Origin of the sequence: Achromobacter sp. Marseille-Q4954 (assembly GCF_943737025.1) — a bacterium.
Taxonomy (GTDB): Bacteria; Pseudomonadota; Gammaproteobacteria; order Burkholderiales; family Burkholderiaceae_B; genus Achromobacter; species Achromobacter bronchisepticus_A.
This window is the reverse complement of the sequence record NZ_CALSFQ010000002.1, coordinates 1,152,618-1,166,601: the sequence shown is the minus strand read 5'-3', so window position 1 is coordinate 1,166,601 and position 13,984 is coordinate 1,152,618. Positions and strand designations below refer to the sequence as shown.

At 64.3% G+C, this 13,984-nt stretch carries 12 protein-coding genes; 5 read left to right on the top strand and 7 right to left on the bottom strand.

Annotated features, from left to right (window positions below):
• Nucleotides 1-101: 101 nt before the first annotated feature.
• The 7 genes from NGK62_RS23405 to NGK62_RS23375 all read right to left on the bottom strand — a co-directional run bounded on the left by NGK62_RS23405 (nucleotide 102) and on the right by NGK62_RS23375 (nucleotide 6,844).
• Nucleotides 102-1,205, bottom strand: coding sequence for a class I SAM-dependent methyltransferase (locus NGK62_RS23405; protein ID WP_251880578.1), 1,104 nt, complete (start codon nucleotides 1,203-1,205; stop codon nucleotides 102-104).
• Complete coding sequence (locus NGK62_RS23400; protein ID WP_251880576.1) at nucleotides 1,202-2,038, bottom strand: NAD-dependent epimerase/dehydratase family protein; 837 nt, start codon at nucleotides 2,036-2,038, stop codon at nucleotides 1,202-1,204. The genes NGK62_RS23405 and NGK62_RS23400 overlap by 4 nt, the downstream gene beginning before the upstream one ends.
• Nucleotides 2,035-3,258 carry a class I SAM-dependent methyltransferase gene (locus NGK62_RS23395; protein WP_251880574.1) on the bottom strand — a complete coding sequence of 408 codons (1,224 nt, stop codon included), beginning with the start codon at nucleotides 3,256-3,258 and terminating at the stop codon, nucleotides 2,035-2,037. The genes NGK62_RS23400 and NGK62_RS23395 overlap by 4 nt, the downstream gene beginning before the upstream one ends.
• Nucleotides 3,255-3,821: a dTDP-4-dehydrorhamnose 3,5-epimerase gene (rfbC, locus tag NGK62_RS23390; protein ID WP_251880572.1), complete on the bottom strand. Its 567-nt coding sequence runs from the start codon at nucleotides 3,819-3,821 to the stop codon at nucleotides 3,255-3,257. The genes NGK62_RS23395 and rfbC overlap by 4 nt, the downstream gene beginning before the upstream one ends.
• A complete protein-coding gene (gene rfbG / locus NGK62_RS23385; RefSeq protein ID WP_251880570.1) occupies nucleotides 3,818-4,948 on the bottom strand; it encodes a CDP-glucose 4,6-dehydratase in 1,131 nt (376 codons plus the stop codon). The genes rfbC and rfbG overlap by 4 nt, the downstream gene beginning before the upstream one ends.
• On the bottom strand, nucleotides 4,909-5,682 hold the full coding sequence (rfbF, locus tag NGK62_RS23380; RefSeq protein ID WP_059374507.1) for a glucose-1-phosphate cytidylyltransferase: 774 nt from the start codon (nucleotides 5,680-5,682) through the stop codon (nucleotides 4,909-4,911). Before rfbF ends, rfbG begins: the two co-directional genes overlap by 40 nt.
• Before the next feature lie 259 nt (nucleotides 5,683-5,941).
• The gene (locus NGK62_RS23375; RefSeq protein ID WP_059374329.1) at nucleotides 5,942-6,844 is read right to left on the bottom strand and encodes a LysR family transcriptional regulator; all 903 of its coding nucleotides are present in this window, start codon (nucleotides 6,842-6,844) and stop codon (nucleotides 5,942-5,944) included.
• 93 nt (nucleotides 6,845-6,937) lie between these two features.
• Between NGK62_RS23375 and ggt the strand changes: the two genes are divergently transcribed.
• The 5 genes from ggt (at nucleotide 6,938) to NGK62_RS23350 (ending at nucleotide 13,936) form a co-directional block, all read left to right on the top strand.
• On the top strand, nucleotides 6,938-8,566 hold the full coding sequence (gene ggt / locus NGK62_RS23370) for a gamma-glutamyltransferase (RefSeq protein WP_059374330.1): 1,629 nt from the start codon (nucleotides 6,938-6,940) through the stop codon (nucleotides 8,564-8,566).
• Nucleotides 8,567-8,601: 35 nt separating this feature from the next.
• A complete protein-coding gene (locus NGK62_RS23365; RefSeq protein WP_059374331.1) occupies nucleotides 8,602-10,113 on the top strand; it encodes an ABC transporter substrate-binding protein in 1,512 nt (503 codons plus the stop codon).
• 129 nt (nucleotides 10,114-10,242) lie between these two features.
• The gene (locus tag NGK62_RS23360; protein WP_059374332.1) at nucleotides 10,243-11,187 is read left to right on the top strand and encodes an ABC transporter permease; all 945 of its coding nucleotides are present in this window, start codon (nucleotides 10,243-10,245) and stop codon (nucleotides 11,185-11,187) included.
• Nucleotides 11,184-12,062 carry an ABC transporter permease gene (locus NGK62_RS23355; protein ID WP_054456608.1) on the top strand — a complete coding sequence of 293 codons (879 nt, stop codon included), beginning with the start codon at nucleotides 11,184-11,186 and terminating at the stop codon, nucleotides 12,060-12,062. The genes NGK62_RS23360 and NGK62_RS23355 overlap by 4 nt, the downstream gene beginning before the upstream one ends.
• Before the next feature lie 17 nt (nucleotides 12,063-12,079).
• Nucleotides 12,080-13,936, top strand: coding sequence for a dipeptide ABC transporter ATP-binding protein (locus NGK62_RS23350; RefSeq protein ID WP_118933543.1), 1,857 nt, complete (start codon nucleotides 12,080-12,082; stop codon nucleotides 13,934-13,936).
• Nucleotides 13,937-13,984 lie beyond the last annotated feature (48 nt).

Sequence of the window (13,984 nt, the reverse complement as noted above, 5' to 3'; positions counted from 1 at the left end):
TGCGGGCGCCGGTGGCAAGCCGGCGTTTGTGTCCGCAGTCCACGGGAACACGTCCTCTGGGTTGCTGACTGTTCCCGCCTTAGAACGTCCTTCGCGGAGTTCTACTTTTCACCGTCTGGCTTTTGCGCGGCCGCGCATTCGTGGTCGACTTCGATATACTCATACGCATTGTTGGACATGGCTCTAATCTCGTCTAGGTAATTGGAATTCATGACATAGATCACTGAGCCCGATGGCAGTTCGGACAAAGCTTGCTTGGGCGAGCGCACTTGTACCCCTGTTGCCGCCAGATACTGTCCTTGCTTGGCTGGATTGATGTCGATGACGGTATGGATCGCTTGTCCCGCCCGATTTTTGAGCAGGGTAAAGATGAGGCCCTTTGATGCGCCCCCCCAAACGGCGGCCGGTCGCCCTTGCGGCAAATCCACTGCAATTCGGCTAGTGAAGTTCTCCGGAAACGCAGCAGCATGCGCGGCTTGGTATGTTGGAGCGCGCAAGGACGCCAGTTCGGCCACGATGTAGATATATTGCCCGCCGAAAAGTCTGCCACTTTCGATTACCTGGCCAAACATGCGCTCGAAATCCGTCAGTCGGAAATAGTTCACATGTTCGTAGAACACGTCAAACCAGGCATTGCGCGCGCATATCCAGTCGAAGCAGGGTACTTCGATATAGATCCGGCCATGGCCGCCATTGGCTTGTTTGAGTTGCCCGAGAAAGGAGAGGGGGTCCTGAACATGTTCGAGCACATGGCGTAGGACAATTCCCTTACCCCGGATGCCGGTGCCAGGTTGGAAATAGTGCTTCTTGATATCTGGGTTGTCGCCCTCATAGGCGGGGTCAAAGCCAGTGATACCAATCCCTCTATTCCGCAGTTTTTCCAGAAAATAACCCTTGCCGCATCCCACCTCAACCAAATCACTTCTGCCTAGCCCACGTTCCACGACCTCCGCGACAGACGCGAGGTGCGCTTGGAACTTGGGGCTGTGGGCCTGCTCGTTCTGGTAATGCTCATCATAGGTCATGAGCGTGGGATCGAAGGCCGCGTTGTAAATCAGGCCGGTTTCTAGGTCTTCCACCAGCACCACGTCGCCCTTTGGGCAGGTCAAGGCTTCATGCCGCGAGGTGTACATGCGATTCTGGAAGGTTGGCAGTTGCCGCTGTTCGTAGAGCACGCGGTGGCGATTCATTCGGTCTTTCATCATGTGTCGTTTCTTACTCCAACTACGCAAGGCGGATCGACGTCATTACCAGCCCTCATCCCAAAGGCGAGCAGATCCTGTCGTCCATACTCATTGGCAATGCGTTCCGCCAAGGCTCTCACGGTGACGGGTACGCCTGAACAGACATTGATCGGGCCCTGCCTAGCACTCAGAGCGACATTGACCACCACCTCGGCGGCTTCGCCGACATCCATGAAATCTCGGATCTGATCGCCGCTGCCCAGACTGACGGTCTGTCCGGCTGCAAGGCTCTTGTGCAAATACGGCACCAGACGTCGCTCGTCCTCGCCTTCACCATAGAGATAGAACAGCCGACACCAGGCAAACTCCACGCCCACTTCTTTCAGATACTGTGATAGCGCCAAGAACGCTGCAGCCTTCGCGCTCCCATACGGCGTGACGGGCGCGAGGGGCGTATCCACGGATAGGCGGCCCGGGCCCAGGTCATATTCGAAGCAAGTCCCTATGCCGACGAACCGGCGCACTCCGGCTTCGCCACAGGCTTTCGCCAGTGCTAGGGTTCCGATCAGGCAATCCAGGTTCCTGGGCGATTTCAAGTACTTGCCTGGTTCCGCAAACCAGGCCGCGTGGATGACGGTATCAATGCCCTGACACGCGGAAACCCACCAGTCGTGGGGTTCGTTGAACAAATCGTCGGTCGTCAGGATTTTCTCGACGGGTGCATCCGCAGGTATTTGCTTTTCCTTGCCGGCACGTACGACCAGGCGCACTCCTATGGACTGCGCTGTCAGCGACTTAAGGATCTGACGGCCCACAAAACCCGTGCCGCCCGTCAGTAGAACCGTCTGGTTCATAAGCGTCTCAACTCCGGTACTGCCACCACGAATTTCGTTCCCTGCTCGGCAAGGCCCCGGTTTTGTTCCTTGACCTCCGCCGCGATGTTCCACGGCAGGATCAGCACATAGTCCGGCCGCTGCGAGGCCAACGCCTGCGGCGCAAGTATGGGGATGTGGCTGCCTGGCAGGTACAGGCCTTGCTTGGCCGGCGCCGCATCGCAGACGAATGGCAGCAGGTCGGGTTTGACGCCGGCGTAGTTCAGCAGCGTATTGCCCTTGGCTGCCGCGCCGTAGGCCGCTACGGTCTTGCCCAAACGCTTTTGCTCGATCAGGAAGGCCAGCAGATCGTTCTTGACGCGGTCGGCGCGCGCCTGAAAGGCCTGGTACGTGGCCAGGTCCAGCAGGCCTCCTTCCTTTTCCAGCCGCAGCACGCGCTCGACGTCGGGCTGTTGTTCGAGCGCCGCCTCGGCGTGGCAGCCGTGGATCCGCACGCTGCCGCCGTGCGTGGGCAGCTCCTCGATGTCGTAGACGCGCAGCCCGCAGGCTTCGAAGATCCGCCGCACTGCATGCACGGAAAGGTAAGAGAAATGCTCGTGATAGATGGTGTCGAACTGGTTGTTCTGGATCAGGTGCAGCAGGTGCGGGAACTCGAGCGTGATGGTGCCTTCGGGCTTCAGGGCCGCAGCCAAGCCCCGCGTGAAGTCGTTGATGTCGGGCACGTGCGCGTAGACGTTGTTGCCCGCGATCAGGTCGGCCTGACGGCCCTCGCTGGCCAATTGGCGGCCCAATGATTCGCCGAAGAACTCGCGCAGCACTGGTACGCCGATGCTTTCAGCCGCGGCCGCGGTGCTGGCCGTCGGTTCGATGCCCAGGCAGGGAACGCCGTCCGCGACGAAGTTCTTCAGCAGATAGCCGTCGTTGGAGGCGACCTCGATCACGAAGCTCTCTTGATGCAGTCCGAGACGTCGGGTCATGGCCTGCGCATACTGGCGCGCATGGGCCAGCCATCCGCTGGACGTGCTGGAAAAGTAGGCGTATTCCGGGCCGAACAGTTCGTCTGCCTGCGCGTAATCCTCGGTTTGCACCAGCCAGCACTGGTCGCAGACGCGGGTGCTCAGCGGATAGTAGGTCTCGGGCTGTGCGAGATCCTCGGCTTTCAAGTAGGCGTTGGAGGGCGGAGCGTAGCCCAGGTTGAGGAATGCATGACGCAGCAAGGCGCCGCAATGACGGCAATTCATTGATTCAGGTCCAATCCGGTAAAGTCCTCGGGCAGCCTGGGAAACGCTCGATCGCGCTCAGATTGCAGGGCGAGGGGCAGGGGCCATTCGATCGCGAGCGCCGGGTCGGTGGCTGATATGCCGCCTTCGGCCTGGGCGGCATAGGGGGCGGAGTGCAGGTACAGCAGTTCGCAGTCCTCGCTCAGCGCTTGAAAACCGTGCGCGAACCCCTCGGGAATCAGCAGGGCGCGGGCGTTGTCGGCCGATAGCTCGACGGCGTGCCATTGCAGGAAGGTGGGTGACCCGGCCCGCAGGTCCAGGGCCACATCCCATACCGCGCCGCGCACGCAGCTCACGAGCTTCATCTCGGCGTGCGGCGGGCGTTGGAAATGCATGCCCCGCACCGTGCCTTTGGTGCGGGTCCAGGTGTGATTGATTTGCGCAATGGGTTTGTGCCAGCCGGCCGCGGCCAGTTCCTCGGCGCAGAACAGCCGCGACAGGAATCCTCGCTCATCGCCCAGGCGCTGGCGCTCGACGACATGCAAGCCTTCGATGCCGATTTCTGTGACCGCAAAACGGCTCATGGCGCTGCTCCCAGCGCCTCGAAAGCCTGAATGTCGACCTCGCATAGCGCACGGGCATCTGCACCCGCGCGCTGGTTGCGGTACCAAGTCATGGTTCTGCGGATCGACGTCTCCAGGTCCCAGCGCGGGTGCACGTTCAGCGTTTCGCGCGCCCGGGCGATCTCCAGCGCCAGCCAGCCGGCCTCATGCGGCCCTTCGGTGCCGTCGCCCCACTGGATGTCTCCGTGGCCGTAGGCCTGCCGCGCCAAGGCGATGACCTGACGCACCGTGGCGGCCTCGTGCGTGTGGGGGCCGAAGTTGTATGCGGCGGCGGGCGCCGACCGGGCATGCAGGGCTTGAGCCAGGCGCAGATAGGCGCTTACCGGTTCCAATACGTGTTGCCAGGGCCGGATGGCCTGGGGGCGGCGTATCGGCAAGGGGTGACCTGATTGCCAGCAACGGATCGCATCGGGAATCAGCCTGTCGGCCGCCCAATCGCCCCCGCCGATCACATTGCCCGCCCGCGCTGACGCCATGGCCAGGCCCTGCGGGGAAAGCCAGGTGTCGCGGTAGCTGGCTATTACGAGTTCGCTGGCCGCCTTGCTGGCGCTGTAGGGGTCATGCCCGCCCAGCGCATCGTCCTCGCGGTAAGGATAGGCGTGTTCCAGGTTGCGGTAGACCTTGTCCGTCGTCACCATCACTGCGGCCGCTACGCTGTCCAGGCCACGCAGCGCATCGAGCACATGCGCGGTGCCCATGACGTTGGCGGCGTAAGTTCCCAGGGGATCCGCATATCCGGTGCGCACCAGCGCTTGCGCGGCCAGGTGGAAAACGATTTCGGGCCTGGACCGGCGGATTTGGTCAGCCAAGCCGTGCGCGTCGCGGATGTCGATGTAGTGGCTGTCGCAGAGATCGCCGACCCGCGCCAACTCGTACAGATTCGGTTCGCCGGCTGGCGCCAGCGCGATACCCGTTACCTGGGCGCCCAGGCGATGCAGCCATAGGGCGAGCCAGCTTCCCTTGAAACCGGTGTGCCCGGTCAGCAGCACCCGTCGGCCTTGCCAGAAGGCGGGATCGGGATTGGCCAGGACAGTGTCGTCCGGCTGTTTCACGCCCAGACCTTCCACGGCGCTTGACCCGACGCCCATAGGTCTTCCAGCAGGTTCTTTTCCCGCAAGGTGTCCATGGGTTGCCAGAAACCCTCATGTTCGAATGACATCAATTGGCCGTCGCGCGCAAGCGAAGTCAGCGGATCGCCCTCCCAACTGGTCTGGTCGCCCTCGATACGGTCCAGGCAAGCGGGCGAAAGCACAAAAAAGCCGCCATTGATCAGGCCGCCGTCACCGCGGGGTTTCTCGGTGAAGCCCGTCACCTGATTGCCCTCGCGCTTGAGCGCGCCGTAACGTCCCGGCGGCTGCACCGCCGTTACCGTCGCCAGGCGGCCGGCCTCGCGGTGAAAGCGGATCGACGCGCCGATGTCCACGTCGCTCAGGCCGTCTCCGTAGGTGAAGCAGAAAGCGTCGTCATTCTTGACGTAGTCGCGCACGCGCTTCAGGCGTCCGCCCGTCAAGGTGCTTTCGCCCGTGTCGACCAGCGTCACCCGCCAGGGTTCGGCGTGCCGCTGGTGAACTTCCATGCGATTGGTGCTCATGTCGAACGTGACGTCCGACATATGCAGGAAGTAGTTGGCGAAGTACTCCTTGATGACATATCCCTTGTAGCCGCAACAGATCACGAAGTCGTGAATGCCATGATGCGAATACATCTTCAGGATGTGCCACAGGATGGGCTTGCCGCCTATTTCCACCATGGGCTTGGGCTTCAGGTGCGTTTCTTCGGAGATCCGGGTGCCCAGACCCCCGGCCAAAATGACTGCCTTCACGTCGATGCCTTTGAAGAAGGAATCCCGTCCTCCTATCAGATCGCGCGGCATCTGGAAGGGCCGGGAAACGGCTCTAAATTTCGTGATGCAGTATAGGAAAAGCTACCCCCAGTCAATCTATGGAAAAAGGGGTGGAAAACCCAGATTGATGGAGCGCATGGAGCCTTGGGTTTCCCTGCTGGAGCCCGGGCCCGATCGGTGCCAGGCCCCCGGCGTTCCTGGGCCGGCAACACTGGCTGGCAGTCCCCGTCCAGCGGGGTCAGGCGGCAGTCTGCCCGTCGCGTTCGCGGAACGCCGCGGCGCAGCTTGCGCAGATCGCCGCCGTGATGCCCTGGCGCGCATGCTCGCGCCGCTCCAGCATGCCGATGGCGCGCGCCATCGGCCCCAGGTCCTGCGGCAGCGTGAGAATCCGCAGTTCCGGACTGTGCTGCCAGTTGGAGCCGTTGATCAGCGGCAACAGCGTCACGCCGACTTCCTGGCGCACCAGTTCGACCAGGGTCTCGATCGCGTTGAGTTCCAGGAATTCATTCAGCGGCACCGCCAGGCGGCGCAGCAGCCGGTCTATCTGCAGGCCGGTGCGCTGGGTGCGGTCAAAGCGCAGGAAGGGGTTCTGCGCCAGCACCTGGCGCGCGTCTTCGCCTGGCGCCGAGCGCGGCGCGATCACCACCAGTTGCTCTTCATATAGCGCGGTCCAGCGCGTGCTGGCCATCTTGCGCCCGGCCTCCACCAGGAAGGCCGCGTCCAGCTCGCCGTCCTCGACCTTGCCCGCCAGCTCGCTGGCCTTGCCCGACAGGATGCGCACGTCCAGCTTGGGGTGCTGCTTCTTCATGCCCGATACGACCTTGGACAGGGTGCCCATGCAGGACACGATGCTGCCCACGGCGACTGACCCGGCCAGCTCGCCCGGTACGGTGCGCGGCAGCCGCATGCGGTCGTAAAGGTCCAGCAAGTGCTTGATTTCAGGGAGTAATTCCCGGCCGGCGGCGTTCAGGATGGCGAGCCGGCCGCTGCGGTCGAAGAGTTCGCGGCCCAGTTCCGCTTCCAGGGAGCGCATCTGGAAGCTGACGGCGGCCTGCGTCAGCGCCACCTGTTCAGCCGCTTCCGAAAAGGAACCGTGGTGTGCGACCGCCAGGAAAGTGCGCAGAAAGCGGATGGTACTCACAAAAATCTCTTTTATGACGGAACAAAATTTCAAATTGATTTAATTAAACCACGGGAGTAACTTCGGCCGCTTACCCGTTATGAGACTAGCCACATGAAATCCTTCGACTGGGGCAACCCGTATCCTTCCGTCCGCATTCCGCTGTTCGCCCGCAATGTGGTGTCCACGTCGCATCCGCTGGCGGCCCAGGCAGGGTTGCGCATGCTGCTCAAGGGCGGCAATGCCGTGGACGCCGCCATCGCCGCGGCCGCCACCATCGTCCTGGTCGAACCCGTGTCCTGCGGCCTGGGCGGCGACTGTTTCGCCATCGTCTGGGACGGCAAGGAATTGCACGGCCTGAACTCCTCGGGCGTGGCACCGGCGGCCTGGAGCACCGAATACTTCAAGCGCAAGCACGGCGTGGGCGCCAACGGCCTGGCGATCCAGCCCAAGCGCGGCTGGGACGCCGTGACGGTGCCGGGCGTGGTGGCTGGCTGGGCCGCGCTGCATGAAAAGCTGGGCAAGCTGCCGTTCGAGCAACTGTTCGAACCCGCCATCGAAATCGCCGAGCGCGGCTACGCCGTGCCGCCGGTGGTGGCGCACAAGTGGGCCGCCGCGGCCGAGGAACTGAAATCGCAGCCGGGCTACGCCCAGGCCTTCCTGCCCGAAGGCCGCGCGCCCAAGGTCGGCGAACACTTCCGCTTCCCGGACGCTGCCAATACGTTGCGCCGCATCGCCGCCTCCAAGGGCCGCGACTTCTATGAAGGCGAACTGGCCGAGCGCATCGCCGCTTTCAGCCAGGAATGCGGCGGCGCCATGACCCTGGAAGACCTGCGCAACTACCGCCCGGAATGGGTCAAGCCCATTTCCAAGTCCTATCGCGGCTACGAGCTGCACGAGATCCCGCCGAACGGGCAGGGCATTGCCGCGCTGATCGCGCTGGGCATCGTCGAACGCTTCGACATGGCCGACATCCCGGTGGACTCGGTGCAGTCGCAGCACATCCAGATCGAAGCCATGAAGCTGGCTTTCGCCGACCTGTACAAGTACGTGGCGGATCCGCGTTCCATGCAGGTGACGCCGGAGCAGATGCTGTCGGACGCCTACCTGGACAGCCGCGCCAAACTGATCCGCCTGGACCGCGCCACCCATTTCGAGGCGGGCCGTCCGCACGCCGGCGGCACCATCTACCTGACCGCCGCCGATGAAAACGGCATGATGATCTCGTTCATCCAGTCCAACTACATGGGCTTCGGCTCGGGCGTGGTGGTGCCGGGCACCGGCATCAGCATGCAGAATCGCGGCGTGGGCTTCTCGATGGACCCGAAGTCGGCCAACGTGGTCGAAGGCGGCAAGCGTCCCTTCCACACCATCATCCCGGGCTTCCTGACCCGCGGCGGCAAGCCGGTCATGAGCTTTGGCGTGATGGGCGGCGACATGCAGCCGCAAGGCCACATGCAGACCGTGGTGCGCATGCTGGACTATCACCAGAATCCGCAGGCCGCCTGCTGCGCGCCGCGCTGGAAGGTCAACCGCGATTTCACGCTGGACATCGAGACCAATATGAAGGCTTCCACCATTGCGGGCCTGAAAGACCTCGGGCATGCTTTGAAGTCGGTCGACGATCCGTACATGGATTTCGGCGCGGGCCAGTTCATCTGGCGCATGTCCGAAAACGACAACGAGCTTGGCTACGTCGCCGCCAGCGACAGCCGGCGCGATGGTCAGGCGGTCGGCTTCTAATACGCAATAGCGCAGCCACAAGGGGAATTTAAATAATGAAACGCTTGACCTTGACCTTCGGCGCCAGCCTGCTGGCGCTGGCCGCGGGCGCGGCTTCCGCCCAGAACATCCGGATCGGCCTGCAGGAAGATCCGGACGTGCTGGACCCGCACCGGGCGCGCACGTACGTGGGCCGCATCGTCTTCACCTCGCTGTGCGACAAGCTGATCGACATCGATCCCAAGCTGCACTTCGTGCCGCAGCTGGCCACCTCGTGGTCGTTCAGTCCCGACAACAAGGTGCTGACCTTCAAGCTGCGCGAAGACGCGCTGTTCCATGACGGCTCCAAGTTCGACGCCGCCGCGGCCAAGGCCAACCTGGAACGGGCCATGTCCTTGCCGGACAGCCTGCGCAAGGGCGAACTGGCCTCGGTCGAAAAGGTCGACGCGCCTGATGCCGCGACGCTGGTGCTGACGCTGAAAAAGCCCGACGCCACCTTGCTGGCGCAACTGTCCGACCGCGCCGGCATGATGCTGTCGCCCAAGACCTTCACCGACGACGTCGCCGCCGTGGGCCGCAAGCCGGTGTGCTCCGGTCCCTACAAGTTCGTCGAACGCATCCAGAACGACCGCATCGTGCTGGAAAAATTCGACCAGTACTACGACGCCAAGGATTTCGCCTTCAAGCGCGTGACCTTCCTGCCGATCCCGGACACCACCGTGCGCCTGTCCAACCTGCGCGCGGGCGACCTGGACATGCTGGAACGCCTGAATCCCTCCGACGTGCCGCAGGTCAAGAGCGACGCCAGCCTGACTTTCGCGCCGGTGGCCGGCCTGGGCTTCCAGCAGTTCATGTTCAACGTCGCCAACGGCAAGCGCGCCGAGGACAATCCGTTCAAGAACAAGCTGGTGCGCCAGGCGTTCCAGTACGCCATCGACCGCAACGCCATCAGCGAAGTGGCCGGCGGCGGCATCTTCGATCCGGCGCAGCAGCCGTTCCCGCCCGCCAGCCCCTACCACAGCGACAAGTTCCCGCCGACCAAGCGCGACGTCGCCAAGGCCAAGGCGCTGCTCAAGCAGGCGGGCTTCGACCGCGTGAAGGCCGAGGTCATGTTCGGCAACAACACCACCACGTCCTCGATCGCCGAGATCGTGCAGGCCATGGCGTCCGAGGCGGGCTTCGACCTGTCGCTGCGCCCGACCGAGTACGCGGCCCTGCAGAAGGAATCGGCCGGCGGCAACTTCCAGGTCGTGATGCTGGGCTGGTCGGGCCGGGTCGATCCGGACGGCAACATCCACGCCTTCGTCACCTGCAAGGGCGCGCTGAACGACGGCCACTACTGCAACCCGGAAGTGGACAAGCTGCTGAACGAGGCCCGTACCGTGCCCGACGAAGCCAAGCGCAAGGCCATCTACGACCAGGCGCAGACCATCATCCAGGACGAATTGCCCGGGGTGTATAACTACTATCAGCCCTGGCCCTTCGCCATGGCCAAGAAGGTCAAGGGCTTCACGCCTTATCCTGACGGCATGATCCGCCTGAAAGGCGTGACGTTCGCGCAGAAGTGATCGCGGCGCGGCAGTCAAGCGCCGCGCCAGCCGGACGCGCTTCGCGCGTCCGGTTGTCGTTTGCGGCGGCAGGGCGCCGCGGTTTATCTTCCGCGCCCCGTCCGCCGTTCCTGTCTTACGGTTTCTCATATGCTTAAACTCATCTTGCGCCGCGTGCTCGTCGCGATACCGACACTGATACTGGTGTCGATGATCGTCTTCATGCTGCAGAAAATCCTGCCCGGCGACCCGGTGCTGACACTGGCCGGCGAAGAACGCGATCCGGCCGTCCTGGACTACTTGCGCGACAAGTACCGCCTCAACGATCCGCTGCCCGTGCAGTACGCCGCCTGGGCCGGACAGGTCCTGCAAGGCGACCTGGGCAAATCGCTGCGCACCGACGTTCCCGTCACCACGCTGATCGGCCAGAAGCTGCCGGTCACGCTGCAACTGGCCGCCATGGCCATGTTCTTCGCGCTGCTGATCGGCATTCCCATGGGGATCGTCGCCGCGGTGCGCAAGGGCAAGCCCATCGAAATGGGCGCCAACATCGCCGCGCTGTCAGGCATGTCCATCCCCAACTTCTGGCTCGGCATCATCCTCATCATGGTGGTGTCGGTGCAGTGGAAACTGCTGCCGGCCTCGGGCTACGTGTCGCCGTCCGAGGACTTCTGGCTGTCGATCAAGACCATGCTGATGCCGTCCCTGGTGCTGTCCACGGCCATCGCGGCCTACCTCATGCGCCATACCCGTTCGGCCATGCTGGAAGCCCTGTCGGCCGACTATGTGCGTACCGCGCGCGCCAAGGGCGTGTCGCCGCGCAGCGTGGTGCTGCGCCACGCCCTGCGCAATGCGCTCATGCCGATCGTCACGCTGGTGACGCTGCTGTTCGGCGAACTGCTGGCCGGCGCCGTGCTGACCGAGCAGGTCTTCACGATTCCGGGCTTCGGCAAGCTGGTGGTCGACGCGGTCTTTACGCGCGACTACGCGGTGGTGCAGGGCGTGGTGCTCTGCGTGGCGGTGGGTTTCATCATCATGAACCTGCTGGCCGACATCCTGTACATCCTGGTCAATCCCCGCCTGAGGCACTCATGAGCGCAATTCCTGCAACGGCCGCAGCCGTCACGCCGCCCCGCAGCCGCAACCGCGCCTGGGGCAAATTCAAGCGCAACCACATCGCCATGCTGGGCCTGGGGATCGTGCTGTTCTTTGTCGTGATCGCCATCCTGGCGCCGCTGATCGCCAGCCACGATCCCTTCCAGACCAGCTTCACCACCATCCGCAAGGCGCCCTCGGCGTCCTACTGGCTGGGCACGGACGAGCTGGGCCGCGACATCTTCAGCCGCATGGTCTATGGCGCCCGCGCCTCGCTGATGGCGGGCCTGGTGTCGGTCCTGATCGCGCTGGCGGTGGGCGTGCCCTTCGGCCTGGCCGCCGGCTACTTCGGCGGCTGGACCGACAGCATCATCTCCCGCGCCACCGAAGCGCTGCTGGCGATTCCCTTCCTGATCCTGGCCATCGCGCTGGCCGCGTTCCTTGGACCCAGCCTGACCAACGCCATGATCGCCATCGGCGTCTCGGCCGCGCCCAAATTCATCCGCCTCACGCGCGGACAGGTGCTGGCGGTCAAGAACGAGGACTACGTGCAGAGCGCGCGCGCGCTGGGCGCGTCCGACCTGCGCATCATCGGCCGGCACGTGTTCCCCAATGTGATGCCGCCCTTGATCGTGCAGGCCACCATCACCATCGCCACGGCCATCATCGCCGAGGCCAGCCTGTCGTTCCTGGGCCTGGGGCTGCAACCGCCGAATCCGTCCTGGGGTTCGATGCTGAACACCGCCAAGAACTTCATGACCCAGGCGCCCTGGATGTCCATCTTCCCCGGATCGGCCATTTTCCTGGTGGTGCTGGGCTTCAATCTGCTGGGCGACGGCCTGCGCGACGCGCTCGATCCGCGTCAGGAAAAGTAATCACCATGGCAACAACAATGGACCCCAAGCGCGTCGTCCAGGTCAACGACCTGACCGTGCGCTTCAAGACTCCCGAGCGCACCGTGGAAGCGGTGCGCAAAGTCTCCTTCCACGTCGACCGCGGCGAAACCCTGGCCATCGTCGGCGAATCCGGCTCGGGCAAGTCGGTGACCTCGCTTGCGCTGATGCGCCTGGTCGAGTATGGCGGCGGCCGTATCGTCAATGGCGGCATGCTGCTGCGCCGGCGCAGCGGTGAAGTGCTGGACCTGCTCAACGCGCCCGACAGCACGCTGCAGCGCGTGCGCGGCGCGGACGTGGCCATGATCTTCCAGGAGCCCATGACGTCCCTGAACCCCAGCTTCACGGCCGGCAACCAGATTGCCGAAGCCCTGCAGCTGCACCAGGGGCTGGACGCCGCCGCGGCCCGCGCCGAGACGCTGCGCATGCTGGAGCGGGTGCGCATCCCCGAGGCCCGCGCCATCCTGGACCGCTATCCGCACCAGCTATCGGGCGGCATGCGCCAGCGCGTCATGATCGCCATGGCGCTGTCGTGCAAGCCCCAGCTGCTGATCGCCGACGAGCCGACCACGGCCCTGGACGTGACCATCCAGGCCCAGATCCTGCAGCTGATCCGCCAGTTGCAGGAAGAAATGGACATGGGCGTGATCTTCATCACGCACGACATGGGCGTGGTGGCGGAAGTGGCCGACCGCGTGCTGGTCATGTATCGCGGCGACAAGGTGGAAGAGGGCAGCTCGGACGAGGTCTTCGCCCGTCCGCAGCACGCCTACACGCGCGCGCTGCTGTCGGCGGTGCCGCGGCTGGGCGCCATGCAGGGCACGGACGAGCCCGCGCCGTTCCCGCTGCTGCGCGTGGACGACGCCACGGCGCGACCGCAAGCCGCCGCGCCCGTCGCGGCCGCGTCCACCGTGCGCCGCGAAAACGGCCCCGTGCTGAAGGTGCGCGACCTGACCACCAGCTTCGACATCACCGGCGGCATCCTGGGCCGGGTGCAGAAGCGCGTGCACGCGGTTGAGAAGGTCAGTTTCGACCTGTATCCGGGCGAGACGCTGTCGCTGGTGGGCGAGTCCGGCTGCGGCAAGACCACCACCGGCCGTTCGCTGCTGCAGCTGGTCAAGAGCAAGGCCGGCAGCATCGAATTCGACGGCAAGAACATCGGCGCGCTGCGCGGCAGCGCCATGCAGACCCTGCGCCAGCACATCCAGTTCATCTTCCAGGATCCGTTCGCCTCGCTGGATCCGCGCATGACGGTGGGCTACTCCATCATGGAGCCGCTGCTGATCCACGGCGTGGCGCGCGGCAAGGCGGCGCAGGACCGGGTGCGCTGGCTGATGGACAAGTGCGGCCTGTTGCCGGAAATGATCGACCGCTATCCGCACGAGTTCTCGGGCGGCCAGCGCCAGCGCATCTGCATTGCGCGCGCCCTGGCGCTGAACCCCAAGGTGGTGATCGCCGACGAATCCGTGTCGGCGCTGGACGTGTCGATCCAGGCGCAGATCGTCAATCTGTTGCTGGACCTGCAGCGTGAACTGGGCGTGTCGTTCCTGTTCATCTCGCATGACATGGCGGTGGTCGAGCGCGTCAGCCACCGGGTGGCGGTGATGTATCTGGGCCAGATCGTCGAGATCGGCCCGCGCCGGGCCATCTTCGAGAACCCGCAGCATCCCTACACCAAGAAGCTGATGGCGGCGGTGCCCATCGCCGACCCGCAGCGCCGCCACCGCGAGCGCTCGCTGCTGGTCGACGAGATCCCCAGCCCGATGCGCAAGCTGGGCGACGATCCGCTGGTCGAGCCCCTGGTCGCCGTGGGCGAAGGCCACTTCGTGGCCCGCCATTCGATCGGGGTCTATTGAGGCAGAAGGCCGCCGGCTGGCAGCCGGCGGCATCCCCCCCGCTGCGTG

Bases quoted from the DNA above. Each gene is read 5' to 3' on its own strand.
- NGK62_RS23405 (WP_251880578.1), bottom strand. From the start codon at position 1,205: ATGATGAAAGACCGAATGAATCGCCACCGCGTGCTCTACGAACAGCGG.
- NGK62_RS23400 (WP_251880576.1), bottom strand. From the start codon at position 2,038: ATGAACCAGACGGTTCTACTGACGGGCGGCACGGGTTTTGTGGGCCGT.
- NGK62_RS23395 (WP_251880574.1), bottom strand. From the start codon at position 3,258: ATGAATTGCCGTCATTGCGGCGCCTTGCTGCGTCATGCATTCCTCAAC.
- rfbC (WP_251880572.1), bottom strand. From the start codon at position 3,821: ATGAGCCGTTTTGCGGTCACAGAAATCGGCATCGAAGGCTTGCATGTC.
- rfbG (WP_251880570.1), bottom strand. From the start codon at position 4,948: ATGGGCGTCGGGTCAAGCGCCGTGGAAGGTCTGGGCGTGAAACAGCCG.
- ggt (WP_059374330.1), top strand. From the start codon at position 6,938: ATGAAATCCTTCGACTGGGGCAACCCGTATCCTTCCGTCCGCATTCCG.
- NGK62_RS23365 (WP_059374331.1), top strand. From the start codon at position 8,602: ATGAAACGCTTGACCTTGACCTTCGGCGCCAGCCTGCTGGCGCTGGCC.
- NGK62_RS23360 (WP_059374332.1), top strand. From the start codon at position 10,243: ATGCTTAAACTCATCTTGCGCCGCGTGCTCGTCGCGATACCGACACTG.
- NGK62_RS23355 (WP_054456608.1), top strand. From the start codon at position 11,184: ATGAGCGCAATTCCTGCAACGGCCGCAGCCGTCACGCCGCCCCGCAGC.
- NGK62_RS23350 (WP_118933543.1), top strand. From the start codon at position 12,080: ATGGACCCCAAGCGCGTCGTCCAGGTCAACGACCTGACCGTGCGCTTC.